Annotated in this window: 23 protein-coding genes; 11 read left to right on the top strand and 12 right to left on the bottom strand. The window is 72.7% G+C overall.

What is annotated here, in order from left to right; genetic code table 11:
- Positions 1-75 precede the first annotated feature (75 nt).
- Positions 76-1257 carry an MFS transporter gene (locus tag ACLQ3K_RS01960; protein ID WP_425996575.1) on the top strand — a complete coding sequence of 394 codons (1182 nt, stop codon included), beginning with the start codon at positions 76-78 and terminating at the stop codon, positions 1255-1257.
- 19 nt (positions 1258-1276) lie between these two features.
- Here the strand turns inward: ACLQ3K_RS01960 and ACLQ3K_RS01955 are convergent, their stop codons facing one another.
- Positions 1277-4327 (bottom strand): MMPL family transporter, encoded by a 3051-nt coding sequence (locus ACLQ3K_RS01955; protein ID WP_425996573.1) that lies wholly within the window; start codon positions 4325-4327, stop codon positions 1277-1279.
- A 138-nt stretch (positions 4328-4465) separates the two neighbouring features.
- On the opposite strand from ACLQ3K_RS01955, the gene ACLQ3K_RS01950 reads away from it, so the two are divergent.
- Positions 4466-4849: a helix-turn-helix domain-containing protein gene (locus ACLQ3K_RS01950; RefSeq protein ID WP_336671425.1), complete on the top strand. Its 384-nt coding sequence runs from the start codon at positions 4466-4468 to the stop codon at positions 4847-4849.
- Here the strand turns inward: ACLQ3K_RS01950 and lipB are convergent.
- The 4 genes from lipB to ACLQ3K_RS01930 all read right to left on the bottom strand — a co-directional run bounded on the left by lipB (position 4840) and on the right by ACLQ3K_RS01930 (position 9902).
- The gene (gene lipB, locus ACLQ3K_RS01945; RefSeq protein ID WP_336671424.1) at positions 4840-5541 is read right to left on the bottom strand and encodes a lipoyl(octanoyl) transferase LipB; all 702 of its coding nucleotides are present in this window, start codon (positions 5539-5541) and stop codon (positions 4840-4842) included. The two genes, ACLQ3K_RS01950 and lipB, sit on opposite strands and share 10 nt — an antisense overlap.
- A gap of 10 nt (positions 5542-5551) precedes the next feature.
- Positions 5552-6460, bottom strand: coding sequence for a TIGR01777 family oxidoreductase (locus ACLQ3K_RS01940; protein WP_425996570.1), 909 nt, complete (start codon positions 6458-6460; stop codon positions 5552-5554).
- A 20-nt stretch (positions 6461-6480) separates the two neighbouring features.
- The gene (sucB, locus tag ACLQ3K_RS01935; protein ID WP_425996568.1) at positions 6481-8220 is read right to left on the bottom strand and encodes a 2-oxoglutarate dehydrogenase, E2 component, dihydrolipoamide succinyltransferase; all 1740 of its coding nucleotides are present in this window, start codon (positions 8218-8220) and stop codon (positions 6481-6483) included.
- A 155-nt stretch (positions 8221-8375) separates the two neighbouring features.
- The gene (locus ACLQ3K_RS01930) at positions 8376-9902 is read right to left on the bottom strand and encodes a leucyl aminopeptidase (RefSeq protein WP_425996566.1); all 1527 of its coding nucleotides are present in this window, start codon (positions 9900-9902) and stop codon (positions 8376-8378) included.
- 44 nt (positions 9903-9946) lie between these two features.
- On the opposite strand from ACLQ3K_RS01930, the gene ACLQ3K_RS01925 reads away from it, so the two are divergent.
- The 6 genes from ACLQ3K_RS01925 (at position 9947) to ACLQ3K_RS01900 (ending at position 17296) form a co-directional block, all read left to right on the top strand.
- Entirely contained in the window at positions 9947-11041 is a 1095-nt protein-coding gene (locus ACLQ3K_RS01925; protein WP_425996564.1) for an AraC family transcriptional regulator, read from the top strand.
- Between the two features lie 31 nt (positions 11042-11072).
- Positions 11073-12389, top strand: a complete 1317-nt coding sequence (locus tag ACLQ3K_RS01920; protein WP_336671419.1) for an alanine racemase — start codon at positions 11073-11075, stop codon at positions 12387-12389.
- Complete coding sequence (locus ACLQ3K_RS01915) at positions 12386-13723, top strand: D-arabinono-1,4-lactone oxidase (RefSeq protein WP_425996561.1); 1338 nt, start codon at positions 12386-12388, stop codon at positions 13721-13723. The genes ACLQ3K_RS01920 and ACLQ3K_RS01915 overlap by 4 nt, the downstream gene beginning before the upstream one ends.
- A 20-nt stretch (positions 13724-13743) precedes the next feature.
- Complete coding sequence (locus tag ACLQ3K_RS01910; protein ID WP_425996559.1) at positions 13744-14994, top strand: uracil-xanthine permease family protein; 1251 nt, start codon at positions 13744-13746, stop codon at positions 14992-14994.
- A gap of 10 nt (positions 14995-15004) precedes the next feature.
- Positions 15005-16105, top strand: coding sequence for a glycine cleavage system aminomethyltransferase GcvT (gene gcvT, locus ACLQ3K_RS01905; protein WP_425996557.1), 1101 nt, complete (start codon positions 15005-15007; stop codon positions 16103-16105).
- A gap of 87 nt (positions 16106-16192) precedes the next feature.
- Positions 16193-17296, top strand: coding sequence for a branched-chain amino acid aminotransferase (locus ACLQ3K_RS01900; RefSeq protein ID WP_425996555.1), 1104 nt, complete (start codon positions 16193-16195; stop codon positions 17294-17296).
- Positions 17297-17381: 85 nt separating this feature from the next.
- On the opposite strand, the gene ACLQ3K_RS01895 is transcribed toward ACLQ3K_RS01900, so the two are convergent.
- The 7 genes from ACLQ3K_RS01895 to ACLQ3K_RS01865 all read right to left on the bottom strand — a co-directional run bounded on the left by ACLQ3K_RS01895 (position 17382) and on the right by ACLQ3K_RS01865 (position 23742).
- Positions 17382-18596 carry an oxygenase MpaB family protein gene (locus ACLQ3K_RS01895; RefSeq protein ID WP_425996553.1) on the bottom strand — a complete coding sequence of 405 codons (1215 nt, stop codon included), beginning with the start codon at positions 18594-18596 and terminating at the stop codon, positions 17382-17384.
- A 62-nt stretch (positions 18597-18658) separates the two neighbouring features.
- The gene (locus tag ACLQ3K_RS01890) at positions 18659-19093 is read right to left on the bottom strand and encodes a hypothetical protein (RefSeq protein WP_425996551.1); all 435 of its coding nucleotides are present in this window, start codon (positions 19091-19093) and stop codon (positions 18659-18661) included.
- Positions 19094-19167: 74 nt separating this feature from the next.
- Entirely contained in the window at positions 19168-19776 is a 609-nt protein-coding gene (locus ACLQ3K_RS01885) for a hypothetical protein (protein ID WP_425996549.1), read from the bottom strand.
- Entirely contained in the window at positions 19773-20627 is an 855-nt protein-coding gene (locus ACLQ3K_RS01880; RefSeq protein WP_425996547.1) for a hypothetical protein, read from the bottom strand. Before ACLQ3K_RS01880 ends, ACLQ3K_RS01885 begins: the two co-directional genes overlap by 4 nt.
- Positions 20624-21391 carry an adenosylcobinamide-GDP ribazoletransferase gene (locus tag ACLQ3K_RS01875; RefSeq protein WP_425996545.1) on the bottom strand — a complete coding sequence of 256 codons (768 nt, stop codon included), beginning with the start codon at positions 21389-21391 and terminating at the stop codon, positions 20624-20626. The genes ACLQ3K_RS01880 and ACLQ3K_RS01875 overlap by 4 nt, the downstream gene beginning before the upstream one ends.
- Positions 21388-23052 (bottom strand): nicotinate-nucleotide--dimethylbenzimidazole phosphoribosyltransferase, encoded by a 1665-nt coding sequence (gene cobT, locus ACLQ3K_RS01870; protein ID WP_425996543.1) that lies wholly within the window; start codon positions 23050-23052, stop codon positions 21388-21390. Before cobT ends, ACLQ3K_RS01875 begins: the two co-directional genes overlap by 4 nt.
- Before the next feature lie 3 nt (positions 23053-23055).
- The gene (locus ACLQ3K_RS01865) at positions 23056-23742 is read right to left on the bottom strand and encodes a DUF3043 domain-containing protein (protein ID WP_336671409.1); all 687 of its coding nucleotides are present in this window, start codon (positions 23740-23742) and stop codon (positions 23056-23058) included.
- Positions 23743-23863: 121 nt separating this feature from the next.
- Between ACLQ3K_RS01865 and ACLQ3K_RS01860 the strand changes: the two genes are divergently transcribed.
- From ACLQ3K_RS01860 to trhA, 3 genes are all read left to right on the top strand, one after another.
- Positions 23864-24211, top strand: a complete 348-nt coding sequence (locus ACLQ3K_RS01860; RefSeq protein ID WP_336671408.1) for an iron-sulfur cluster assembly accessory protein — start codon at positions 23864-23866, stop codon at positions 24209-24211.
- A gap of 89 nt (positions 24212-24300) precedes the next feature.
- Positions 24301-25290 carry a carbohydrate kinase family protein gene (locus ACLQ3K_RS01855; RefSeq protein WP_336671407.1) on the top strand — a complete coding sequence of 330 codons (990 nt, stop codon included), beginning with the start codon at positions 24301-24303 and terminating at the stop codon, positions 25288-25290.
- Positions 25291-25336: 46 nt separating this feature from the next.
- Positions 25337-25996, top strand: coding sequence for a PAQR family membrane homeostasis protein TrhA (trhA, locus tag ACLQ3K_RS01850; protein WP_336671406.1), 660 nt, complete (start codon positions 25337-25339; stop codon positions 25994-25996).
- The last annotated feature ends 4 nt before the right edge of the window (positions 25997-26000 follow it).

The raw sequence follows: 26000 nt of genomic DNA, 5'->3' as shown, positions 1-26000 counted from the left end.
GACGGTGGCGCGGGTCACGGCCCGTCGCCCTTGATTGTTCGACCATCTAATCTGACTCGGGCAGGAGGTGTGGCGATGGCGCAGGGGCGGACCCCGTGGGGCACGTTCGTCGTGCTCTACCTGGTGTTCTTCCTCATGGGCGCGGAGATGAACCTCGTCGCGCCGCTGCTGCCGGACATCGCCCGGGCCTTCGACGCGTCGACCGGCGCGGCGGGCAACGTCGTCACCGCCTACGTCCTCTGCTACGCCGTCACCGGGCCCCTCTTCGGCCGGCTCTCGGACCGGCTCGCACGGCGGCACGCGATCGCCGCCGGGATGGCGGTCTTCGCCGTGGCGGACGTCCTCAGCTACCTCGCGCCGTCGCTGGAGCTGCTCGTCGCGGCGCGTGCGCTCTCCGGCCTCGGCGCGGCGCTCGGCGCACCGTCGATCTGGGCGTACCTGGCCGAGTACGCCGCGCCCGCCCAGCGCGGCCGGGCGGTCTCGCTGGGCGCCGCCGCGTACGCCGGCGGCCAGGTCCTGGGCGTCCCGCTGGGCGCGCTCCTGGCGACGGCGCTCGGCTGGCGCGCGCCGTACCTGCTGATCGGCGTGCCGATGCTGGTGGTGGCCGCGGTGACGGCCCTGCGCCTGCCGTCCGCGGGCCCGTCCGCTCCCGGCCCCGATCGGGGCGGCCTGTTCGCGCCCTGGCGGGATCGGCGGATCGCGCTGGCCTTCTCGTCGTCGCTGCTCCTCCAGGCCGGGCGGCTCGGCGCGTACACCTACGTCGGTGTCCTGCTCTCCCAGCGGTTCGGGTACGGCCTCACCGCCCTCGGCCTGGTGGGCCTCGTGGTCGGGATCGGCTCGATGGCCGGGTCCGTCAGCACGGGTGTGCTCGTCGACCGGCTGGCCCGGCGCGGCGTGCACCCGGCGTGGGTCCCGGCCGGGGCGGCCCTGGTCGTCGCCGCGGGGGTCGCGGTCGCCACGACGGCGACCGTCCCGGCGGTGGTCATCGCGGCCGTCGCGGTGTGGTGCGCGGGTGGCGGCGCCTTCTTCTCCGCGCAGCAGACCTACCTCTCGTCCGCCGACCCCGACAACCGCGCCGCCGTGCTGGGCTGGAACAACGCCTGCACGAACGCCGGGGTCGCGACGGGCACGTCGGTGCTGGGCGCGCTCGCGGTGGGTGGCCCGTGGTTCGCCGCCGCGGCGACGGCGTTCGCGGTGGCGGCCGCGCTGCTGTGCTTCGCCTCGGTGCGGCTCGGCGACGCCCCGGCCCGCGGGTAGCGGGCGCGGGGCGGGTCGCTCAGGGCTTCGACGGCCACCACACCCGGTCGCCGAGCGCGGTGATCGCCGCCGGCACGAACACAGTGCGGACCACCACGATGTCGATCAGCAGGCCGATGCCGATCGTCGATCCGATCTGCAGCAGGTTGATGACGCTGCCGCTCATCAGCGCGAACATCGTGATCGCGAAGACCAGTCCGGCCGTGGTGATCACGCTGCCCGTGGTGCCGAACGCGCGGAGCACGCCGCGGACCGTCGAATCCCCGGCGGCCTCCTCGCGGATGCGGTCCGCGAACAGCATGCTGTAGTCCGCGCCCACCGCGACCAGCGCCATGAAGGCGATGGGCAGCACCGACCAGTCGACGGGGATCCCCAGCCCGTGCTGCCAGAGCAGCACCGACGCGCCCGCCGCGGCGGCGAAGGACAGCACCACGGTGGCGACCATGAGGGCCGCCGCGATCACCGCGCGGAGCAGCACCAGGAGAACGAGGAAGACGCCGATCACGGCGACCAGGCCGAAGAGCAGGAAGTCGCGCAGCACCTGCTCGCGCATCTGCGCCGAGATCGACGCCAGGCCGAAGCCGTCCATCGTCGCGGGCTCGAGCACGGTGCCCTTCGCTGCAGCGCGCGCGGCGTCGGGGATCGACGCGGCGGTGTTGAGCGCCTCGTCCGAATACGGGTTGATGCCCCACACCACGAGCATGCGGGCCGACCGGCCGTCGGGCGACATGAGCACCCGCGAGCCGTCGACGAAGCGGTCCGACTGCAGCCCCTGCGCGGGCAGGTAGAAGCCGCGGCCCGGGCCGTTCGTGGTGCCGGCGCTGAGCCCGGTGAGGTAGTCGGTGGCGGTACCCAGCCCCTCCTGGAGGCGGCCCGTCATCTCCACGACCTGATCGGTGCCGGTCTTGACCTGACCGAGACCCGTGCTGAGCTGGGAGAGGCCGGTGGACAGCTGGGTGACGCCCGCGTTGAGCTCGGCGAGCTGCCCCTTGACCTGTTCCGGGCTGAGCCCGCCGAGACCCGTGAGGAGCCCCTGCAGGCGGGCGAGGGCGTCGTCGGCCTGGGCGAGCGCGGTCGCCGCGCGATCCGTCGTGCCGGCGGGCAGTACGACGGTGGCCGCGCGCACTGCCGTCGACGCCCGCCCGGAGGTGGCGCGATCGAGCTGCGCGAAGGCCTGGCGCGCCGCGACGCAGTTCGCGTCGGCGGTGCAGGCCGGGGAGGCCGGGCCGACCAGCGGGCCGAACACGTCGCCGATCCCGGCGTTCTGCCGCTGTGCGGTGCGTACCGCGTCGGCGGCGGTGGTCAGGGTGGATACGGCGCTGCGCAGCAGGGCGGTCGCGGCGTTCACGTCGACGGTGCCGCCGCTCGCGGTCGCCAGCGCCTGCTGCGCGGAGGTCAGCGCGTCGAGCACGCCCGACGCCAGCCCGGTCACGCGCTGCGTGCCGGCGACGAGCTCCGGGACCCGGCGCGACGCCTCGCTCGCGCCGGCGTTGAGCTGATCGACGCCGGAGGCGAGCGCCTTGAGCTGCGGCGAGGCCTCCTTGAGCTGGCGGTTCGCGTCGCCGAGGCCGTTCGCCACCTGCTGCGTCTGGTAGCCGACCGCCGACTCGGGGATCGGCTTCCCGTCGGGCCGGGTGATCGACCGGACGTAGGCCACCTGCGGGAGGTTCGACACCCCGATCGCGATGGCCTCGAGCGCCGCCAGGTCGTGGGTGTTGCGCATGTCGTGATCGGCGCGGATGAGCAGGAACTCGGGCACCGCCTCGTTGACGCCCCAGTGCTCCTGCACCGTCTCGTAGCCGTTGCGGGAATCCGTGGCCCGCAGCTGCATCCGGTTCTCGTCGAAGCCGATCACCATGCTCGGCAGTACCGCCGCGGCGGCGACCAGCACCACGAGCGCGGCGGCGGACAGCGGCACGGCGCGGCGCATCACCTTCGCGCCCGTGCGGCGCCACCGCTTCTCCGTGCCGGGCCGCGGCTCGACCCAGCCGCGCGCGCCCAGGAAGCGCAGCAGCGCGGGCGGCAGGGTGAGCGCGATGAGGCAGGTGACGATGATGGAGATCGTCGTGGGCAGCCCGGCGGTCACGAAGATGCCGACCTTGCAGAAGATCATGGCGCCGCTCGCCACAGCGATCGTGAGGGCGGAGGCGACGATGATGCGCCCGACGCGGGTCGACGCGGCGACCGCGGCCTCGTCGGACGGGATTCCGGCGCGGCGCGCCTCGTGGTACCCGGCGACGGCGAAGATCGCGTAGTCGGTCGCGGCGCCCAGCACCATCGCCGTCATGATCGCGATGGAGAAGTTGGACACGGGGATGACCTCGTGCTCGCCCAGCAGCGAGACGATGGGTCGCGACACCGCGAGCGAGAGCCCGATGGTCAGCAGCGGCACCATCGCCGCGCCGATCGACCGGTAGGTGATGAGCAGCAGCGCCATGATGAGCACCACCGAGACCGCGGTGATCACCAGCAGCGACGCGTCGATCGCGGTGAACAGGTCCGACAGGGTCGGCGCGGTGCCCGTGAACTCCACGGTCGTGCCCGCCGGCGCCGGGATCGAGCGGATCGTCGCCCGGATCGCCTCGGTGCTCGACTGCGCCCGGGTGGAACCGATGTCGCCCACCTCGGCCACGAGCAGGTTGATGGCCTTGCCGTCGGGGCTCAGGCCCACCTCGCGTGCGGCCGGCTTGCCGAAGGTGTCGATGACGTACGCGACGTGCTCCTTGTCGGCCTCGAGAGCCGCGGTGAGCGCGCGGTAGTACTGCTCCTGCTCGGGGCCGATCCTCCCCTCGGCGGCGACGATGACGTTGCCCTGCGCCGTCGACGACGGGGTGCCGAACTCCTCGGCCATGGCCCGCAGCCCGTCGACGCCGGGCAGGTCGCCCGGTATGAACGGCGCGGAGTGCTTGTGGACCGTGACCTCGAGCTGCGGCACGGCGACGTTGAGGACGCCGGCGAGGGCGACCCAGAACAGCAGGATCCAGGCGGCGTAGCGCACGCAGAGCCGGCCGAGCCGCGCGAAGAAGGGCTGCTTCGCGGCGGAATTACTATGGGCGTCGATCACGGTCACCTTCCGGTCCGCCGGAGGAGATCCGGGCGTGGTCCAAAAATCGAACTAGACTGATAGGTGTGAACCGTATCTCTATCGACGAGGCGCGCCTAGAGCCTCTCGGTGTGGGTTCCGACGCAGAGCGGCAGGGGGAGTGACATGGGTCACAATGACGGGGACGTCGACCGACCGCTACCCGGGCGGCCGGTCCGCGGGTCGGACACCGGGCGGCCGATGATGGCCGCGCTGGACCTGTTCGGCCGGCGGTGGGCGCTGCGGATCGTGTGGGAGCTGCGGTTCGGGAAGTCGCGGTTCTCCGACCTGCGCAACGAGATCGAGGGCATCTCGTCGAGCACGCTCTCGCAGCGGCTCTCGGAACTCACGGCGGCGCACATCGTGACGCAGACGTCCGACGGCGCCTACCGCCTCAGCTATCAGGGCAAGGCGCTGCTCATCGCCCTGGGGCCGCTGGAGCTGTGGGCCAAGACGTGGGCGAAGGGCGTCCGGGACGGAGTGGAGGAGGACCCGGCCGATCAGGCGTGATCGGCGGCGTGCAGGGTCTCGTCGGTGACGGGGAGGTCGCCGTCGAGCGCGCGCTGGACGGCGTCGACGACGGCGTCGCGCACCTCGCCGACGGTGACGTCGCGGCCCAGCTCGGAGCTCAGCGTGGTCACGCCCGCGTCGGGGATGCCGCAGGGGATGATCGCGTCGAAGCCGCCGAGCGTGTTGTCGCAGTTGAGGGCGAAGCCGTGCAGGGTCACGCCGCGCGCCACCCGGATGCCGATGGCGGCCACCTTGCGCTCGGGGCGCGCACCGTCGGCGGGGAACCAGACGCCCGAGCGGCCCTCGACGCGGCCGACCGCGAGCCCGAGGCCGCGGCAGACCTCGATGAGCGCCTGTTCGATCCGGCGGACGTAGTCGACCACGTCCATCGCGGAGCCGAGCTTGATGATCGGGTAGCCGACGAGCTGCCCCGGGCCGTGCCAGGTGATCTTGCCGCCGCGGTCCACGTCGATGACGGTGCTGCCGTCCGTCGGCAGGTCCTGCGGCTCCGTGCGCTTGCCCGCGGTGAACGTGGGCGGGTGCTCGAGGAGGAGCATCCGGTCGCCGATGGCGCCGTCGGCGCGCTGGTTCGCGAGGTCGTGCTGGAGGTCGAAGGCCTCCTGGTAGCCGATGGTGCCGAGGTCCTCGACCAGGATCGGGGCGGAATCGGCGCGGGCGGAGCGTGCGGGCATGGCCTCGACGCTACGCCTCGTCCACCATCGCCGCGGCGAGTGCGGCGGGAAGTGTGGTGTGCGCGAACCGGAATCCGCTCTCGTGGAGCACGCGCGGGACCGCGCGCTGCGACGTGAGCAGGCCCTCGTCGGCGATCTCGCCGACTGCGGTGCGCAGGGCGATCCGGGGCACCACCCAGCGTGCGGGGCGGTGCACCTCGCGGCCGAGCGCCTCGCTGAAGGCCTGCTGCCGCACGGGCGCCGGCGCGACGACGTTGACGGGCCCGGAAATCGTGCCGGCGAGGGCACCGTCGAGCACGTGCAGGACGGCGCGGGCGGCGTCGTCGCGCGAGATCCACGACATCCACTGGTGGCCGCTGCCGAGCCGGCCGCCCAATCCGAGCCGGTAGACGCGACGCAGCACGGGCAGGAGACCGGCGGCCGCGGAGAGGACGTGACCGAAGCGCAGGTGCGCCACCGTGACCCCGGCGGCACGGGCGGGGGCCGCGGCGGCCTCCCACTCGACGCACAGGCTCGCGAGGAAACCCGAACCCGGCGGGGTGCCGTCCGGTCCGTCGAGGCACTCCGTCTCGCCCGCGTCGCCGTAGACGCCGATCGCGCTCGCGCCCAGGAACACCGGCACGCGTGCGCGCGCGGCCGCGTCGGCGAGCGCGGCGGACCCCTCGATGCGGGAGTCGCGCAGGTCCTGTTTCACCGCGCCGGTCCAGCGGCGGCCCGCGATGGGGGAGCCGTTCAGCACGATCACTGCGTCGAAGCCGGCCAGGTCGGGGACCTCGCCGCGCGCCGGGTCCCACGGGAGCCCGCGTGCGGCATCGCCCCGAACGAGCGGAACGACGGTGTCGCCCCGCCGCGTCAGCGCTCGCGACACCGCAGTGCCGATGAGCCCCGACGATCCGGCGAGGGCGACCCGTCGTTCCATGAGATCGGGTGGTTCCGGGTTTACAGGCCCAGATCCGCCTCGAACGCGCCCTCCTCGAGACGGTGCTTGACCGTCGTGAGGAAGCGGCCCGCGTCGGCACCGTCGATGAGGCGGTGGTCGTAGGTCAGCGGGAGGAAGGCCATCGGGTGGATGCCGATGGACTCGGTGCCCGCGGCGTCCTTGACCACCACCGGGCGCTTGACGATCGCGCCGGTGCCCAGCATCGCCGCCTGCGGCGGGACCAGGATCGGGGTGTCGAAGAGCGCGCCCTCGCTGCCGATGTTGGTGATGGTGAAGGTGCCGCCGGACAGCTCGTCGGGCTTGAGGCCGCTGTTGCGGGTGCGCTCCGCGAGGTCGACGATCGCGCGGGCCAGGCCGGCCAGCGACAGGTCGTCGGCGTTCTTGATCACCGGCGAGAGCAGGCCCTGCGGGGTGTCGACGGCGATGCCCAGGTTCACCACACCGTGGTAGGTGATCTCCTTGAAATCGTCGCTGATCGACGCGTTGACGTTCGGGTGCACCTTGAGCGCCTCGATGACCGCCTTCGCGATGAAGGGCAGGTAGGTGAGGTTGACGCCCTCGTTCGCCTTGAACGCGGCCTTCGCCTGCGCGCGCAGCGCCACGATCTTGGAGAAGTCGACCTCGAAGACCTGGGTGAGCTGCGCGGAACCCTGCAGCGACTCCCGGGTGACCTTCGCCGTGATCTGGCGGATGCGGTTGGTCTTCTGCGAGGTGCCGCGGAGCGCCGCCAGCTCGGGGCGGGCGCCCTTCGGGGCCGACGGCGCCGGAGCCGCGGCGGCCGCGGGGGCGGCGGCGGCAGCCGGAGCGGCGGGGGCCTTGGCGGCCTCGGCCGCGGCGAGCACGTCCTGCTTGCGGATGCGGCCACCGACGCCGGTGCCCTTGACCGCGTTCAGGTCCACGTTGTTCTCCGCGGCCAGCTTGCGCACCAGCGGGGTGACGTACGGCGTCGAATCCGACGACGACGCGGCCGGGGCGGCGGGCGCCGCGGGGGCGGCCGGAGCAGCCGGGGCGGCAGGAGCGGCCGCAGCAGGAGCGGGGGTCGGCGCGGGCGCCGGGGCCGCGGGGGCGGCCGGAGCCGGGGCGGGCTCGGGGGCCGGTGCCGGTGCGGCGGGCGCGGCCGGCGCCGCGGGGGCGCCGGAGCCGACGACGGCGAGCACGCCGCCGACGGCGATCACGTCGTCCTCGTTCGCCTTGATCTCCAGCAGCGTGCCGGCGACCGGCGACGGGATCTCCGTGTCGACCTTGTCGGTGGACACCTCGAGCAGCGGCTCGTCGACGGCGATCTCATCGCCGACGCTCTTGAGCCAGCGGGTGACCGTGCCCTCGGTGACGGACTCGCCCAGCTCGGGCATCGTCACCTCGGTGCCCGACGCGGGCGCGGCGGGAGCCGCGGGCGCCGCCGGAGCCGCAGGAGCGGCGGGCTCGGCCGGAGCGGCGGCCGCGGGGGCCGGCTCGGGCTCGGCGGCGGGGGCAGGGGTGGACTCCGCGGGGGCGGACTCGCCCGCCTCGCCGATGGTGGCGAGATCGCCACCGACCTCGACGACGTCGTCCTCCTGCGCCAGGATCTTCAGCAGCACACCCGAAGCCGGAGCCGGGATCTCGGTGTCGACCTTGTCGGTCGAGACCTCGAGCAGGGGCTCGTCGACGGTGATCGTGTCGCCCTCCTGCTTGAGCCACCGGGTGACGGTGCCTTCGGTGACGCTCTCGCCGAGTGCCGGCATCTGGACGGAGAAGGCCATTTCCTCTGACTCCTCAGGTTCGGTTATCTGCTGTGATACGAGCTGAACGCGGGCTTCGGCTGGTGGCCTCCACCGACACCTGACCCTACCCTCAGGGGTCGGATCCGCGCGGCGGTTGGGGGCTTACTCGCCGGTAACTCCCAGGGGGCGGGACGTCAGCCCCGCTGCGCGATGTCGCGGAGCACCGCGAGCATCGTGCGGACCGGGACGCCCGTACCACCCTTGGTGATGTAGCCGAAGGGACCGCCGGTGTTGAACGCCGGACCCGCGACATCGACGTGCGCCCACTGCACCCCGTCGGCCACGAACTCCTTGAGGTACACCCCGGCGGTGAGCATGCCGCCCCACCGGTTGGGGCTCACGTTCGCCAGATCCGCGACGCGCGAGTTGATGTCGGCACGCAGCTCCTCCGGGAAGGGCATCGCCCACCCGTTCTCGCCGACGGAGCGGGAGAGCTCCGCGACGCGGTCGCGGAAGTCGTCGGTGCCCATGACGCCGGGCGTGCGGGTGCCGAGCGCGACCATCTGCGCGCCCGTCAGCGTCGCGGTGTCGATGAGGTAGTCGGGCTCGTCCTCGCAGGCGCGGACGATGGCGTCGGCCAGGATCAGGCGGCCCTCGGCGTCGGTGTTGATCACCTCGACGGTGATGCCGCCCTTCTCGGGGCCGGGGTACTGGGTGAGCACGTCGCCGGGGCGCTGCGCGGTGTGCGAGGGCATGTTCTCGGCCATCGGCACCGTCGCGGTCACGTCGACCGGCAGGCCGAGCTGCGCGGCCAGGATCACGGTGGCGATGACCGCCGCGGCGCCGCCCATGTCGGAGGTCATCTGCTCCATGCCCGCGGCCGGCTTGATGGAGATGCCGCCGGTGTCGAAGGTGATGCCCTTGCCGACCAGCGCGACGTGTTTGGCACCGTCGACGCCCGAGACGTGGCGCAGGCGCACGAGGCGCGGCGGGCGCGAGCTGCCCTTGCCGACCCCGACGATGCCGCCGTAGCCGTTCGCGTCCAGGTACTCCTCGTCGAAGACCTCGACCTCCAGCCCGGCCGCGGTGCCGAGCCGCTGGGCGCGGTCGGCGAACTCGCCGGGGGAGAGGACGTTCGGCGGGGTGTTGACGAAGTCGCGGGCCAGCGCCACCGCGCCGGCCGTCAGCCGGGCCTGCTCGACGGTGCCGCGCGCCTCGTCCGCGAGTGCGTCCGACGCGGGGGTCGAGAGGACCGCGAGCGCGCCGAGCGTCTCCTTCTTCGGCGCGGAGGTGGTGCGGAACTCGGCGTACCGGTACGCGCCGAGGATGCCGCCCTCGACGGTGGCCGCCAGGTCGATCGAGGAGAGGGTCGTCGCGGCCGCGGCGACGCCCTCGAGCGCGCGGCTCGCGACGCCCGCGGCGCGGCGCACCGCCTCCGGGGTCACCGCGGCCTCGGTGCCCAGGCCCACGCCCAGCACCGTCGCCGCGCCCAGGCCGGTCCCGGCCGGCGTGGCGATCCGGACGGTCTCGCCGGCCTTGCCCTCGGCGCCGAGGAGTGCGAGCGCCTCCGCGACCGGTCCGCGCGCGGCCGCCGGGACGCCGGCGTCGAGCGTGATCGGCCCGTCGCCCTCCGCGGAGTACACGCCCACGACGAGCGCGTCGGTCGCCGCCGCGAGATCGTCGGTCAGCGTGATGGCGGGTCCGGTGAACGGCGTGCTCAAGGGGTTTCCTCTCGTCGGGGCGGCGGGTGTGCTTGCCTGTACGGATGTTACGCCTGGGACTCTGGGGCGCGCCGCCGCCCGGGGCGGCCGGTTACGCGGTCGCGATGCCCGCGCCCGTCGTCGCGCACCTGATGGGGGCGCTGGGGCGGGAGGGGCACCCGGTGGCGGCGTGGGCGGCGCGTGCGGGGATCCGCCCGGCTGATTCCGCGGTCGACCTCGAGCTCACCCATCCACAGGTCGTGCGGTTCCTGACCGAGGTGGTGCACGCGCTACCCGATCGTCCCCTCGGGTTCGAGGCGGGCGCCCGCCCGCTGCTGCAGTCCTTCGGGATGCTCGGGGTGGCGGTGCAGACCGCCGATGATCTCGAGGGCGCCGTCGCCGTCGGCCTGCAGTACCACCAGGCGGCGGGCAGCCTCGTGGACTTCGACGTGGACGCCGACGGCGACGCCCTCCGCCTCGCCGTGGTGCCGCGCTCCGCGGACCCGGACCTGCTGCCCTTCCTCTGCGAGGAGACTCTGCTCAGCGTCACGACGCTGCTGCGCTCCGCGCTCGGGGACGAGCGCTGGTCGCCCGTACTGGTCGAGCTGCCGTATCCCGCGCCGCCGTACGCCGCCGAGTACCCGCGCTCCTTCGGCTGCCCCGTTCGGTTCGACGCCCCGTCCGGGCGGATGACGGTGCCGCGGAGCCTGCTCGGCACGCCGCTGCCCCGACGCGAGCCGGCGGTGCACGCCGCCGCGCTGGCGGCCTGCCGCGCGCTCACCGGGACGAGGGCGGAGGCGCGCGACCTCGACCACGTGTGGGCCGTCGAGCAGCTGCTCCGCTCCGACCTGCGCCGCCCGTTCACGATGGCCGGCGTCGCCCGACAGCTGAACACCACCGAGCGGACGCTGCGCCGGAGCCTCACGGAGGCGGGCGAGTCCTTCCGGTCGATCCACGCCCGGGTCCGGCGTGAGCGTGCCGAGACGCTGCTGCGGACCACGGACCTGCCGATGCGGGCGGTCGCCGAGGCCGTCGGCTTCGCCGATGCCCGCGACTTCCGGCGCGCCTTCGCGCAGTGGACCGGGAGCACTCCCGCCCAGGTCCGGGCCGCCGGGGAGATCCGGACGGGCGAGGGGGGATCTGCGGTCACGCCGAGCTGAGATGGCACCTGCGCCCGTACGATCGGTGCTCATGACGGGAAACGGCACGGGCGAGACCACGACCGGAGCGGGCGCACTGGACCTGGCGGCGGCACCGTCGTCCCTCGACCGGGACTGGGAGATCGACCCGGCCGCGTACTGGGCCACCATCGACGCCGCCACGCACGGACTCGACGCGCCGATCCTCGCCGCGGACCTCGATGCCTTGCGCTACAACGTGGCCGACATGCTGCGGCGCGCGGCCGGCAAGCCGATCCGCGTCGCCTCGAAGTCGATCCGCTCCCGGCCCGTGCTCGACGCGCTGCTGCGCGTGCCCGGCTACGCGGGCGTGCTCGCCTACGACGTGGCGGAGGCGCACTGGCTCGCGGCCGACGGGGTCGACCACGACGGCGCCGACCGGCCGGGGTGTACCGACGTGGTGGTCGCCTATCCGAGCGCGGACCTCGCCGCCATCGCCGCGCTGGCCGCCGATCCGGCCGCCGCGATGCGCGTGACCCTGATGATCGACGACGCCGAGCAGCTGGACCTCATCGACGCCGCGGTGCCGCCGAGCCGCCGCCCCGAGCTGCGGGTCTGCATCGACGTCGACGCGTCGTACCACGCCCCCGCGCTGGGCGCGATCGGCGCGCGCCGCTCCCCGATCCGCACCCGCGGCGAGGCCTCGGTCCTCGCGGCGACGGTGGCGGGCCGCAAGGGATTCCGGCTCGTCGGCGTGATGACCTACGACGCCCAGATCGCCGGAGTCGGCGACCTCAGCATCCGCCGGCCCGGTGCAGGCACGCTGCTGCGGACCATGCAACGCGCGTCCTGGGACGAGCTGGTGACGCGCCGCCGGGAGATCCTCACGGACCTGCGCCGGATCGCCGACCTCGAGTTCGTCAACGGCGGCGGCACCGGCTCCCTGGAGCGCAACGCCGAGGACCCCAACGTCACCGACATCGCCGCCGGCAGCGGCCTGTACGGGCCGCACCTCTTCGACGGCTACTCCCACTTCCGTCCGGCGCCGGCGATGGGCTTCGGCCTGGCGGTGGTGCGCCGCCCCGCGCCGGACACGGTGACCTGCCACGGCGGCGGCTGGATCGCCTCCGGTGCAGCGGGCGCCGACCGGCTGCCGCGGCCGGTGTGGCCCGAGGGGCTGAAACTGACGGGCCGCGAGGGCGCGGGCGAGGTGCAGACGCCGTTGACCGGCGAGCGCGCCGAGCGGATATCCCTCGGCGACCGGGTCTGGTTCCGGCACACCAAGGCCGGGGAGCCGGCCGAGCACGCCGACGACCTGGTGATCGTCTCCGACGGCGCCGTGCACGCCACGGTCCCGACCTACCGCGGCGAAGGGAAGTGCTTCCTGTGAACAAGTGGATCCCGAGCCTGGATCAGCTGACCGGCAACGTGGGCGAGTGGCGCAACTGGGGGCGCACCGCCTCCGCGTTCCCGTCGTACGTCTCGCGGCCCGCGAAGATCGAGGACGTGGTGCGCACCGTCGAGCGCGCCCGCGAGCGCGGTGGCACCGTCAAGGCGCTCGGCGCGGGGCACTCGTTCACCGCGATCTCCGCCCCGCGCGACGTGGCGCTGGCGCCCGACCACCAGGGCGGGCTCATCACCGTCGACGTGGACGCCAAGCGGGTGACGCTGCGGGCCGGTACCCGGTTGTACGACGTGCCCGCGCTGCTCGAGCCCTACGGCCTGGCCATGGCGAACCTGGGGGACATCGACCGGCAGACCGTCGCCGGGGCGATCTCGACCGGCACGCACGGCACAGGCCTGGGCTTCGGCGGCATCGCCACCCAGGTGGTCGGTGCGACCCTCGTCTCCGGGACCGGGGAGGTGGTCACCGTCGGCGAGCACGACCCGCGGCTGCAGGCCGTCGCGCTCGGGCTCGGCGCGTTGGGGATCCTGGTCGAGGTCACGCTGCAGTGCGTGGACCGGTTCGTGCTCGAGGCCACCGAGGCGCCGATGTCGCTGGCGGAGACGGTGGACGGCTTCGTCGAGCGGGTGCGCGGCGTGGACCACTTCGAGTTCTTCTGGTTCCCCGGTTCCGACGGCACGCTCACCAAATCGCAGCGCCGCCGCCCGGGCGACCACAAGCGCAAGCCGATCGGGACGGTGCGGCGGTTCGTCGACGACAAGGTGGTCGGCACCGGCGCGCTGATGGCCGTGTGCGAGGTGGGGCGCGCGGTCCCGTCGCTCACGCCCCGGCTGGTCTCGCTCGCCACGTCGATGCTCTCCGAGCACACCGAGATCGACTACTCCACGAACGTGCTCACGACCGATCGTTCCGTGCGCTTCCGCGAGACGGAATGGGCGGTGCCGCTGGAGAACACGATGCCGGCGTTCGCCGCGCTCAAGGCGGCGACCGAGAAGCACGACTGGAACCTCACCTTCCCGATCGAGGTCCGGGTCGCCGCCGACGACGACCTGATGCTCTCGACGGCCTCGGGCCGGCAGTCCGGGTACATCGCCGCGCACCGCTACATCCGGGACAAGCCCAGCGACTACTTCGCCGAGGTCGAGCGGATCATGATCGAGCACGGCGGCCGCCCGCACTGGGGCAAGATGCACACCCGCACCGCCGAGTTCTTTCGCGGCGCGTACCCCCGGTTCGACGAGTTCCTGGCCGTGCGCGACGAGCTCGACCCGGACCGCGTGTTCGCCAACGACCACCTGGACGCTGTGCTCGGCCGCTGACTCGTGCATGATTTCCCGCCATGAAGACATTCGGCTGGACGCCGACCACTGACGGTGCGGGCGTGGTGGGGCCCGGTGAACGGCTGAGCTGGCCCAAGACGTTGGGCATCGGCGTGCAGCACGTGGTGGCGATGTTCGGCTCCACGTTCCTGGTGCCGGTGCTCACCGGCTTCCCGCCCGCGACGACGCTGCTGTTCTCGGGCGTGGGCACCCTGCTGTTCCTGCTCATCACCGGCAACCGGCTGCCCAGCTACCTGGGGTCGAGCTTCGCGGTGATCTCGCCGATCACGGCGGCGACGGCCTCGCAGGGGATGGGGAGCGCGCTGGGCGGCATCGTCGCCGTGGGTGCGCTGTTGATCCTCGTGGGCGGCGTGGTGCACCTCGTGGGCACCGCGTGGATCGAGAAGCTGATGCCGCCCGTCGTGACGGGCGCGATAGTCGCGCTCATCGGCCTCAACCTGGCGCCCGCGGCGAAGGCGAACTACGAGAAGGCCGCCGTGACGGCCACGATCACGCTGGTCTGCCTCATCCTCTCCCTCGCCCTCTTCAAGGGCATGCTCGGTCGCCTTGCGATCTTCACCTCGGTGCTCATCGGCTACGCGGTCGCGTGGTTCCGCGGCGAGGTCGACTTCTCTAAGGTGTCCGCGGCGTCGTGGGTCGGCTTCCCGGAGTTCCACGCCCCGTCGTTCTCCTGGGCCGTGCTGCCGATGTTCCTGCCAGTGGTCCTCGTGCTCGTGGCCGAGAACGTCGGGCACGTGCGGTCCGTCGCGCAGATGACGGGGGAGGACTACGACCCGGTGATGGGCCGGGCGCTGGCCTCGGACGGCCTCGCGACGATGCTCGCCGGCGCGGGCGGCGGCTCCGCCACCACGACCTACGCGGAGAACATCGGCGTCATGGCCGCGACCCGCGTCTACTCGACGGCCGCGTACTGGGTGGCCGGCGTCGCCGCGATCCTGCTCGGCATGTCGCCGAAGGTCGGCGCCGTGATCGCGTCGATCCCGCCCGGCGTGCTCGGCGGCATCACGACGGCGCTGTACGGCCTCGTCGGCATCCTCGGCGTGCGGATCTGGGTCGAGGCGCGCGTCGATTTCAGCAAGCCCATCAACCAGCTCACCGCGGCGGTCCCGCTCATCATCGGCATCGCCGACTTCACCTGGTCCGTCGGCGACGTCACGTTCACCGGCATCGCGCTCGGCTCCGTCGCCGCGATCGTCATCTACCAGGGCATGCGCCTGTTGGGCCGGTCCGGCAGCGCGGCCCTCGACTAGAGTGCCGGGCATGAGTGAGACGCTGATCGAGGGCCCCCTGAACGCCGTGCACGTCGAGCTGGGGGCGGCGTTCGCGCCCTTCGGCGGCTGGTCGATGCCCGTCAAGTACGCGGGCACCGTCGGTGAGCACACCGCGGTCCGCGAGGCCGTGGGCATCTTCGACGTCAGCCACCTCGGCAAGGCCACCGTCGCCGGGCCCGGCTCCAAGGACTTCGTCAACCGCGTGCTCACCGCCGACCTCGGCAAGATCCACCCCGGCAAGGCGCAGTACACCCTGTGCACCAACGAAACCGGCGGCGTGATCGACGACCTCATCGTCTACTACGTCTCCGACGACGAGCTCTTCCTCGTGCCCAACGCCGCCAATACGGCCGCGGTGGTCGCGCACCTGCGCGAGCGTGCCCCCGAGGGCATCACCGTGACCGACCAGCACCGCGACTACGCCGTGCTCGCCGTGCAGGGCCCGAAGTCGGCGGAGGTCCTGCAGGCCGTCGGGCTGCCCACCGAGATGGAGTACATGGCCTACGAGGACGCGTCGCTGAACGGCACCCCCGTGCGCGTCTGCCGCACCGGCTACACCGGCGAGCACGGCTACGAGCTGATCCCCGCGTGGGGCGATGCCGAGACGGTCTTCCGCGCGCTGCTCCCGGAGATCACCTCGCGCGGCGGCCAGCCCGCCGGCCTCGGCGCTCGGGACACCCTGCGCACCGAGATGGGCTACCCGCTGCACGGCCACGAGCTCACCGTCGACATCACCCCGGTCCAGGCCCGGGCGGGCTGGGCCGTCGGGTGGAAGAAGCCCGAGTTCGTCGGCCGCGAGGCCCTCCTGGCCGAGAAGGAGGCGGGCCCGGCCCGCAAGCTGTGGGGCCTCCGCGCGACCGGCAAGGGCGTGCTGCGCGCCGACCTCACGGTGCTCTCCGCCGACGGTGCGCCGATCGGCACCACCACGTCGGGCACCTTCAGTCCCAGCCTGAAGACCGGAATCGCCCTGGCGCTCATCGATTCCGCGGCGGGCGTCGAGAAGGGGACGCCGGTGAGCGTGGACGTGCGCGGCCGCGCGATCGAGTGCGAGGTGGTCCTCCCGCCGTTCGTCGAGGCGAACACCAAGTAGTCCTGCGGAGGCCCCGGAAAAATACTCGGGGTTCCTACTGATTGGTACGGCCCGCGCCCGCGCGCGCGGGTCGTAGAATCTTGTCCCATGACAACTGGCACGGCCTTCGCCCTCACCCGCAACGACCACCCCCGCTCTGCGGCTGAGCGCTCCGAGATCCTGGCGAACCCGGGATTCGGCAGGTACTTCACCGACCACATGATCTCGCTCCGGTGGAGTGAGGCCGAGGGCTGGCACGCCCCCGAGGTGCTGCCCTACGGCCCCATCCCGATGGAGCCGTCGGCGTCGGTGCTGCACTACGCGCAGGAGATCTTCGAGGGCCTCAAGGCCTACCGCCAGCCCGACGGTTCCGTCGCCACGTTCCGGCCCGAGGCCAACGCCGCGCGCTTCCAGCGCTCCGCCGAGCGGCTCGCGATCCCGCCGCTGCCCGAGGACGTCTTCGTGGAGTCGCTCAAGCAGCTCGTCGCCATCGACGGCGAGTGGGTGCCCGCGGCCGGCGGCGAGGAGGCCCTGTACTTCCGGCCGTTCATCTTCGCCGACGAGGAGACCCTCGGCGTCAAGCCGTCCAACAGCTACCGCTTCCTGGTGATCGCCTCGCCCGCCGGCGCCTACTTCGCGGGCGGCGTGAAGCCCGTCTCCGTGTGGCTCTCGCGCGAGTACGTGCGCGCCGCGCCCGGCGGCACCGGCTTCGCCAAGTGCGGCGGCAACTACGCCGCGTCGCTCGTCGCGCAGGCGCAGGCCGCGCAGCAGGGCTGCGACCAGGTCGTGTGGCTCGACGCCATCGAGCACGAGGCGATCGAGGAGATGGGTGGCATGAACCTGTTCTTCGTCCTCGGCTCCGGCTCCTCGGCCCGGATCGTCACGCCGGAGCTGTCCGGTTCGCTGCTCCCCGGCGTGACCCGCAGCTCGCTGCTCCAGCTCGCCCGCGACGCCGGCTTCGAGACCGAGGAGCGTCGCATCACCGTCGATGAGCTCAAGGAGGGCGTCGCCTCCGGCGCCATCACCGAGGTCTTCGCCTGCGGCACCGCCGCCGTCATCACGCCCGTCGGACGCGTCAAGGGTGCGTCCGAGGACTTCACCATCGGCGACGGGCAGCCCGGCGAGATCACGATGGCGCTGCGCGAGACCCTTACCGGCATCCAGCGCGGCACGGTCCCCGACGCCCACGGCTGGATGACCAGCCTGAGCTGACGCACACCCCGACGCAGGCGGCCCCGCACCGGACATCGGTGCGGGGCCGCCCGCATTCAGGTACTCCGTCGGCGAAGGGTGTCGGCTAGGCGGTGACGTGCTGCGCCGAGTGGCCGACGGCGGCCTCTTCGTTCAGCGTGCGCATGAACTTCGCCTGGCCCACGTCGCCGCGGCGGGCGGCGCGTTCGCGACCGCCGGGGAGCTGGGTGAACACCGATTCGATCAGGTGGTACGGAATCCGGAGGGCCGGGTACCAGGGGAGGGTCGACGGGACGCCGAGCTCCTTCATCGCGCCCCGCCCCAGGTAGGCGGTCGCGATCGACAGGTGTTGCGAGCGGGCGATCCGGCGCCGCAGCCCCGTGAGGTTGCCGTACCGCCACAGCATCGGGTCGTCGGCCATCGGCTGCGCGAGCGCCTTGCTGGTCTCGTCGGGGGTCGACAGCGCCCGCGAGGTTTGGAACAGGATCCGCAGGCTGTCGCGGAAACTGTGCGGCAGGAAGTCGTCGTGCACGCCCATCAGCCGGCCGACGTACCGCGTCAGGTGTGCGGACGCCTCGTACTCGCGCGGATTCGCCAGCAGGCCGATGCCGATCCCGGTCGCGACGGGCGCGATGAGCGCACCGACGAGCGTCGCCGCCATGTCGGTCTGGTTGATCGGCAGGCCGTAGGTCTCGTAATCCCAGTCCGGCAGGGCCATGACGTGCCGGCGCACCATCGAGTGGATGAAACGGACATGGAGGGTCGACCGGTAGCCCGGCCCGCCCGGGCGCAGGCCGTCCGGCACGATCACATCGAGCGCCCACTGCGAGGTCTCCGCGAACCGCTTGTTCGAGCCCTTCTCCAGCGCGCCCGTGCGCAGCAGGGTCTGGTTGAAGCCCGAGAAGAGGTACCCGCCCATCAGGGCGACGTCGCGCGCGATCGAGAAGCCGTCCGCGCCGCCGCTGCGCATGAGCTGGCCGCCGAGGAGGATCTTGTCCCAGTCGACCCACTCCGGGGCGGTCTCCAGGTCCTCGAAGAACGCCCGCAGCATGCCGGGCGCCTCCGGGACGGACGCGATGCCCTCGTTCAGGGCGCGGTCGAACATCGGCTTGCGCGTCTCGCGGTCCTCGTAGATCCACTCGACGAGCTCGTCCATCGGCGCGTCCCCGACGGTGAGCAGCTCGCCGAACCGCCGGAACTCGGCGTCGGTGGGCTCGGGGAGGCGGAGCGCCGCGCTCACCATGCGGATACCCGGCGGCACCCGCCGCGGACGCGCGGGGTGGCGCGCGGGGATGGGCCTGGGAGTGTCCACTGTCGTCACACCACTGTGTCTACTCCTGACTACACGCGTTGTCGAGTCCCCGGTCGGCGGGTCCCGACGAATCAGCGCCGGCCTTTCCAGTGCGCGTAGAGCTCGTCGAGCACCGGCTCGACCGCGTTGTAGAGCAGCCACGTGTCCGGAGCGGCGTACATGCTGGCGGCCGACGCGACCGCGGGGATCCGCTCGTAGGCCTCAAGGTAGGCGTCGTACTCCGCCTCGACGAACGCGCAGCCCTCGGTGGTGAAGAAGCTCGGGTCGAGCTGGCCGTCGAGGTACTGGTCCAGGTACGCGCCGGGCGTGAGGGTGCGCTCGTCGAGCAGCGGAAGGGACTCGTCGGGCACCTCGCCGTCGACGCCGTGCTCCAGGTGCGTGCCGCTCGCCAGGCCGCGGGCGCGGGCCCACGCGTAGAACATGCCGATGTGCGTACCCGCCGCCTCCTCGGGCAGGCCCAGCTCGGCGATGGTGTCGGAGTGCCACCCGGCGTCGTCATAGGTCATGTCGTGAGCCTCGCTCACCGTGCTTGGCGGGCGCTTGCGGCCCGGTTGCGTGCGACCCCCCCGGGCCGCTCGGCTCAGACCGGGAAGTTGTCCCGCGGGTCCTCGCCGAGTCTCGGTGCGGCGGGGCCGAACCGCTCCATGTAGTCCAGGACCCGGGTGAGTGAGTCCATCGTGTACGGGCGGCCGCGCAGGTGCTTGCGCAGGATCGTCGAGCCGTCGGTGGTCCGTCGGGTGAAGTCCATCCCGGGGCGATCGAACAGGAGGTCGCGGAGCGGATCCCGTTCACTTCCGAAGGGGCCCCCGCGGCCCATGCCGAGCAGCTGGATCGCTCGGTCGCCACCCTTCACGACAGCCAGCGGATCGCTGCCCCCGTCCAGCAGGCGGGCCAGCAACGGCAATTCCAGCTCCGCATCGTGAACGTGGTGTTCGAACATGATCGCGAGGTCGATCCGGCCGACCTTCCACCCGGCGTTGAGCAGCGCCTCGGCGATCCGGACCCGGGCTTCGATCGAGTCGTTCCGGAGCGCCCCGTGCAGGACGTTGGTCCACCCGTTCTCCGGGGCGAGATCCAGGTCGTGCTGGAGGCGTACGACACGGGCAACGTCGACCTTCCGCACGAATTCCTCGTAGCTCGAATCCCGTGCCTGGTGGCGGTATTCCATCATGTCGCCGTGATCGGTCATCGGGTCGCCTCCTCGGAGCGCAGCAGCAGCCAGTCGGGAACGAACCGCAGGTCGCGCGGGTGCTGCCGCAGCTCGTCGGCGTAGTGGACCGCGGGAATCTCCGGGGCCCAGTGCGGTTCGTGGTCCCAGTTGAACCGGGGGTAGACGAAGGTCCCTCCCGACTGGCGCGGGTCGAACTCCGAGTACAACGAGAACCACGCGCCCACCGAATCGGCCGCCGTGCCGGTGCGGAGCCGGGCGGCCGAGGCCAGTGCGTCATCCGCGACCGGCTCGACGCGCGCAACGCCTTCCTGGTCGACGAAGGTCACCCGCCCCTGCGCCGCCGTGCCGGCGAAGCGCAACACGATCGACGCCTGCTCGGCGGTCGGATGCGCCGCGCGGAACGTCGAGGTGAACACCGCGAGCATCGCGAAGATCGAATCCTGGAAGTCCCTGAACTCCATCGGCGACAGGCCCCGGGGCACCGGAGACGTGAACCGCGTGCGGGACTGCCGGATCCGTTCGGCCGCCGAAGCTCGGACGTCGTCGACCGTCCCCGCGGCTGCACGCGAGACCCGGTCGCCGATCGTGAGCTCGATGCCCTGCCCGGGAGGTGCGAGCGTGAGGAACTCGCGACCGGTCATGCGCTCGAACCACGAACCCACCCGTGCGGTGGACCTCAGCTGCGCCTCGTCGAGGAAGACGCGGACGTGCGGAACCTTCGCCACCGACCGCGTGACGAAATCCCGTGGGCCCGCGCCGCGCTTGTTCAGACCGCGCAGGGGCACGTACACCACGCTGCGGAAGAACGCCGCTTCCAGCTCGTCCGCCGACGCGCTCGGTCCCAGCTCCCGCAATCTCGGGTCGATCACATCCATCCCTCCGTCACATTCAGCCCCACCAGGGCGCCCACCGTCGCGAGCTCGATGCCGAAACCCAGGACGTCGCCGCTCATCCCGCCGAACCGGCGCACGCAGTGCCGCATCGCGAGGGCCGCGACGAGCAGCCCCACCGCGACGGCGAGCGGGCCCTGCCACGGGCGTCCGGGCACCGCCGGGACGGCTGCGGCCAGCGCGGCCACGGCCCAGAATCCCTGCGTCGCAAGGCCTTGGGTGCCGGCCGTCAGGGCCCCGAAACCGTCGGGGTTCGACGGTGACCACCCGCGCCGACAACCGAGCACCGCGGCCACCCGGGCGGCGCCCACGGCGATGCCGATCGCGAGCCACGCCCCGCGGTCCGCGAGCCCGCCCACGGCGGCGGACCCCGCGATCAGCAGCAGCGCCAGCGCGGCGGCGCCGAACGGCCCGACGGTGCCCTGCCGCATGATCTCCCGCGCCCGCTCCGGCGATCCGTAACTGCCGAGACCGTCGACGCAGTCCGCGAAGCCGTCGAGGTGCATGCCGCGCGTCAGGAGCGCCCCGGCGCCGACGGCCAGGGCGCCGACGAGCACCGTCGGCAGGCCCGCGGCGTGGGCGACCCAGGCGACCGCGGCCACGACCGCGCCCACGAGCGCGCCGGCGAGGGGCACGAGGGCGATGATGCGGGCACCGTCGGACCGCGTGACAGGGCTCGGCTGCAGCGAGCCGGGCACGGGCAGCACCGTCATCCAGGCGATCGTCGCGAGCAGGTGCTTCACACCTGCGACACCCCGGCGGATTCGAACGTGGCCATCTCGCCGAGGACGGCCACGGCCGAGCGCACCAGGGGCAGCGCGAGCGCCGCGCCGCTGCCCTCGCCGAGCCGCAGCCCGAGGTCGAGCAGGGGCTCGAGGTCCAGGCGGTGCAGCGCGAGGGCGTGCGCGGGCTCGGGGCTCTTGTGCCCGGCGACCCACCAGCTCACCGCGCCGGGGGCGAGGTCGTTCGCGACCAGCGCGGCGGCCGTGACCACGACGCCGTCGAGGATCACCGGCGTGCGCCGCACCGCGGCCTGCGCCAGGAAGCCGGCCATCGCGGCCAGGTCGGCCCCGGCGACGGTGCGCAGCAGCGCCTTCGGGTTGCCGACGTGCGGGCGCGCGCGGTACATGCCGTCGCGGATCGCGGCGGCCTTGCGCATCCAGGCGTTGTCGTCGATGCCGGTACCGCGGCCCACGACGAGAACGGGCTCGGTGTCGGTGAGCGCGCCGACCAGCACCGCGGCGGGCGTCGTGTTGCCGATGCCCATGTCGCCGGCGATGAGCAGGTCCGCGCCGGAGTCGATCTCCTCGTCGGCGATCCGGCGGCCCGCGGCGATCGCGGCGATCGTCTCCTCGTCGGTGAGCGCGTCGGTCACGGCGATGTCGCCCGACGAGCGGCGGATCTTGTTGCGGCTCAGGTCCTCGCGGGTGTCGCCGGCGACGGCGATGTCCTCGACGCGGACCGTCGCGCCAGCCTGCGCGGCGAGGACGTTGATCGCGGCGCCGTCGGCGGCGAAATTCGCCACCATCTGCGCCGTGACCTCCGGCGGGTACGCCGAGACGCCGCCCGCCGCCACCCCGTGATCGCCGGCGAAGACGACGATGCGCGCGCGCTCGAACTGCTTCGGCGGGCACACGCCCTGGCACGCGGCGATCCACTCGCCGAGCTGCTCGAGGCGGCCCAGCGAGCCCGCGGGCTTGGTCAGCTCCAGCTGGCGGTCGCGGGCCTCGCGGCCGACGAACGGATCCGGCGGGGAGAGCTGCGGGAAGGCCAGCGGGTCGGCGCCCGGCTCGAACGGCGGGAGCACGATCGGCGGTGCGGGCGGCACCTCCGGCACGGGCTTGACCAGGCTCGCGGCCGGCGCCGCGGAGGGGGCGAGCGCGGGCGCACCGTCGAGCAGCACGGGAATCCCGGCGACGACGAGCTCGGCCCGGTCGGCGATCGCTGCGAGCCGGCCGTTGAGCGCGCCCAACAGGTCCTGGAAGACGCGGCCGGCGTGCGTCTCCGCGACGAGGGACAGGCCCACCTCGGGGCTGACGATCACCAGCTCGCCCGCGTAGGCCGCCGCGGCGGCGACGAGGCCGTCGAGATCGGGCTGGACGTTCTCGGGGGTCTCCCAGCCCGCCGCGTCGAGGCGCGCGGCGAGCCAGCCGCCCAGGTCGTCGATCAGCGTCGGGGCGGAACCCTCGGACAGAACCGTGCGGAGGTCCTGCGTCTCGACGGTGGACCAGGACGACGGGCGTCGCTCGCGGTGCGCGGCGACGCGCGCGGCGAGGTCGGGGTCACCGTCGGGCCGCGGCGCCGTGGCGACGTACCGGACGAGGGCGCCGGACCCGGCGATCAGCTGCTCGGCGCGCGCGGACTTGCCCGAGCGGACCCCGCCGAGAACGAGGGTGAGCGCCACGGGCTAGACCGCGTCGCCCGGCTTGACCTGCGGCCGCGGGATGCGCATGCGTCGCAGCTGCGTGGAGCGCATGAAGGCGTACCAGCCGAGGCGGAAACCCGTCTCGGTGGTGTCCGGCCAGCGCTCGCGGACGCGGTTGTTGACGCGGCGGCCGGTGAGGATGCCCTCGATCGCCATGACCGCGACCATGACCAGCAGGATGAGCATCGGGATGCCCGCGAGCTCCGGCCGGTTGACGGTGACGAACATGAAGACCATCACCGCGACCGCGAACGGGATGAACATGGTGGAGATGTGGCGCTTGGCGTCGACCAGATCGCGCACGTAGGCCTTGACGGGGCCCTTGTCTCGGACCGGCAGGTACCGCTCGTCGCCCTGCATCATGAGCTCGCGGCGCTCGTTGGCCTGCGTGCGACGATCCGCCGCGGCGGCCTTGCGCTCCTCCTTGCTCATGGAGTTGCGCAGCTCCTTCTTCCGCGCCCGGGCCTCGGCCCGCGTCATCGGCGCGGGAGCGACGGGGCCGCGCTTGCGGCCCTGCGCCTCGCGGCGGCTGGGCGTGGGGCGGCCCTTGCCCGCCGTCGGCGCGGGCTTGGCGAGCGGATCCGCAGCGGTCTCGTCGACGGTGTCGGCTGCCGCGGACTCCGCCGCCTCGGAGGTCGAATCGTCGGCCTTCTGCCAGGGGAGTTTCACGTCGTCCAGCCTATTCGATCCCACCGGGTGCGCGACGACGCGGGTGATGGTGACTCCCGGGAATGCGGGGCGGGGGAGTACCGTTGAACCAGACACCGACGTGCGTCTGTGAGGAGAACCTATGACTACTGCTGAGACCGAAACCACCGGTGTGGTGCTGACCGAGGCCGCTGCCTCGAAGGCGAAGGCGCTGCTGGACCAGGAGGGTCGTGACGACCTGGCGCTGCGCATCGAGGTGCAGCCCGGCGGATGCGCGGGCCTGCGGTACCAGCTGTACTTCGACGACCGGTCGCTCGACGGTGACGTGATGTCCGAGTTCGGCGGCGTCAAGCTGTCCGTCGACCGGATGAGCGTGCCGTTCCTGATCGGCGCGAAGATCGACTTCGTCGACTCGATCGAGAAGCAGGGTTTCACCATCGATAACCCGAACGCCACCGGCTCGTGCGCCTGCGGCGACTCGTTCAACTGACGCACGACTGACGCCCGCGAGGCGTCCGGAACCCTCTCGCGGTTAGGCTGACTGGATTCGTCCGTCGCCGACCACGGGAGGGTTTCGTCGTGTCGATCGCCGTTTCCGGTTCCATCGCCACCGATCATCTGATGCGTTTCGAGGGGAAGTTCTCCGAGCAGTTGCTCGCCGAACACCTCGCCCACGTCTCGTTGAGCTTCCTGGTGGAGGAGCTCGTGCTGCAACGCGGCGGCGTCGGCGCGAACATCAGCTTCGGCATGGCCCGGCTCGGCCGGCGGCCCGTACTCGTCGGCGCCGTGGGCGCCGATTTCGACGAGGGCTACCGCGCCTGGCTCGAGGACGCGGGCGTCGACACCCGCGCGGTCCGGGTCTCGCAGACCGCGCACACCGCGCGCTTCCAGTGCACCACCGACTCGGAGATGGCGCAGATCGCCTCCTTCTACTCGGGCGCGATGGCCGAGTCGCGGGAGATCGCGATCGCCGACGTGGCCGCCACCGTCGGCGAGCTCGACCTCGTGGTGATCGGTGCGAACGATCCCGCGGCCATGACCCTGCACAGCGCGCAGTGCCGCGAGGCGGGCATCCCCTTCGCGGCGGATCCGTCGCAGCAGCTCGCCCGCCTGAACGGCGAGGAGGCCCGCGACCTGGTCGAGGGCGCCAAGTTCCTGTTCACGAACGAGTACGAGTGGGGCCTGCTCCAGCAGAAGACCGGCGTGAGCGCGGAGCGGCTCACCGCGATGGTCGAGGTCCGCGTGACCACGCTCGCCGAGAAGGGCGCCGAGATCGTCGTCAACGGCGCGGACGGCGCCGTCGTGGAGCGCATTCACGTCGACGTGGTGCCCGATCGCGGCCGCGTCGACCCGACGGGCGTCGGCGACGCCTTCCGTGCGGGCTTCCTGGTGGGCCTCGACGCGGGCCTGAGCTACGAGCGCGCCGGCCAGCTCGGCTCGTACGTCGCGGTGAAGGTGCTCGAGACCGTGGGGCCGCAGGCGTGGGACTACGACGTCGAGGACGCCCGTGAGCGGCTGACCGAGGCGTACGGCGCCGACGTGGCCGCCGAGATCCTCGCTGCGCTGTAGGTCACAGTATCGATTACCCGCGAGTAACCTACGGTATCGTAGGTTTATGACGATCGCAGGTGTGCCCGAGGTCAAGCCGCGCCTGCGAGGCGTGATCCACCAGTTCGGGGCGCTCGGCGCCGCCGTCCTGGGGATCCCGCTCGTGATCGCGGGCTTCCGGGAGAGTCCGGCCGCCGGCCTCGCGCTGCTCGTGTACGCGATCACGGTGATCGGTGTGTTCGGGGTCAGTGCCGCCTACCACCGCGGGAAGTGGACCGATGCGCAGCGCATCTGGATGAAGCGCGCCGACCACTGCATGATCTTCGTCTTCATCGCCGGCAGCTACACGCCGATCGCCGTCCTCGCCCTGCCCTCCGGCGTCGCCCGGTGGGTGCTCGCCGTGGTCTGGGGCGGTGCTCTCGCCGGCGTCGCGCTCAAGCTGCTGTGGCCGCACGCGCCGCGCTGGGTGGGCGTGCCGCTGTACATCGCGCTCGGCTGGGTGGTCGTCGCCGTCGCCGGCGACCTGGTGCGCGGCGCCGGCTGGACCGCGTCGATCCTGCTCGCCGTCGGCGGCGTGCTCTACAGCGGGGGAGCGGTCCTCTACGCCACCCGCTGGCCGAATCCGTGGCCCGGCGTCTTCGGGCACCATGAGTTCTTCCACGCCGCCACCGTCGTCGCGGCGCTGTGTCATTACATCGCGATGTGGATTGTCCTCGCGGGCGCTTAGAATC

Origin of the sequence: Tsukamurella sp. DT100 (assembly GCF_049844855.1) — a bacterium.
In the GTDB taxonomy this organism is placed as follows: domain Bacteria; phylum Actinomycetota; class Actinomycetes; order Mycobacteriales; family Mycobacteriaceae; genus Tsukamurella.
Note: the sequence above shows the minus strand (reverse complement) of the source record. Positions and strands in the feature narration are given on the sequence as shown.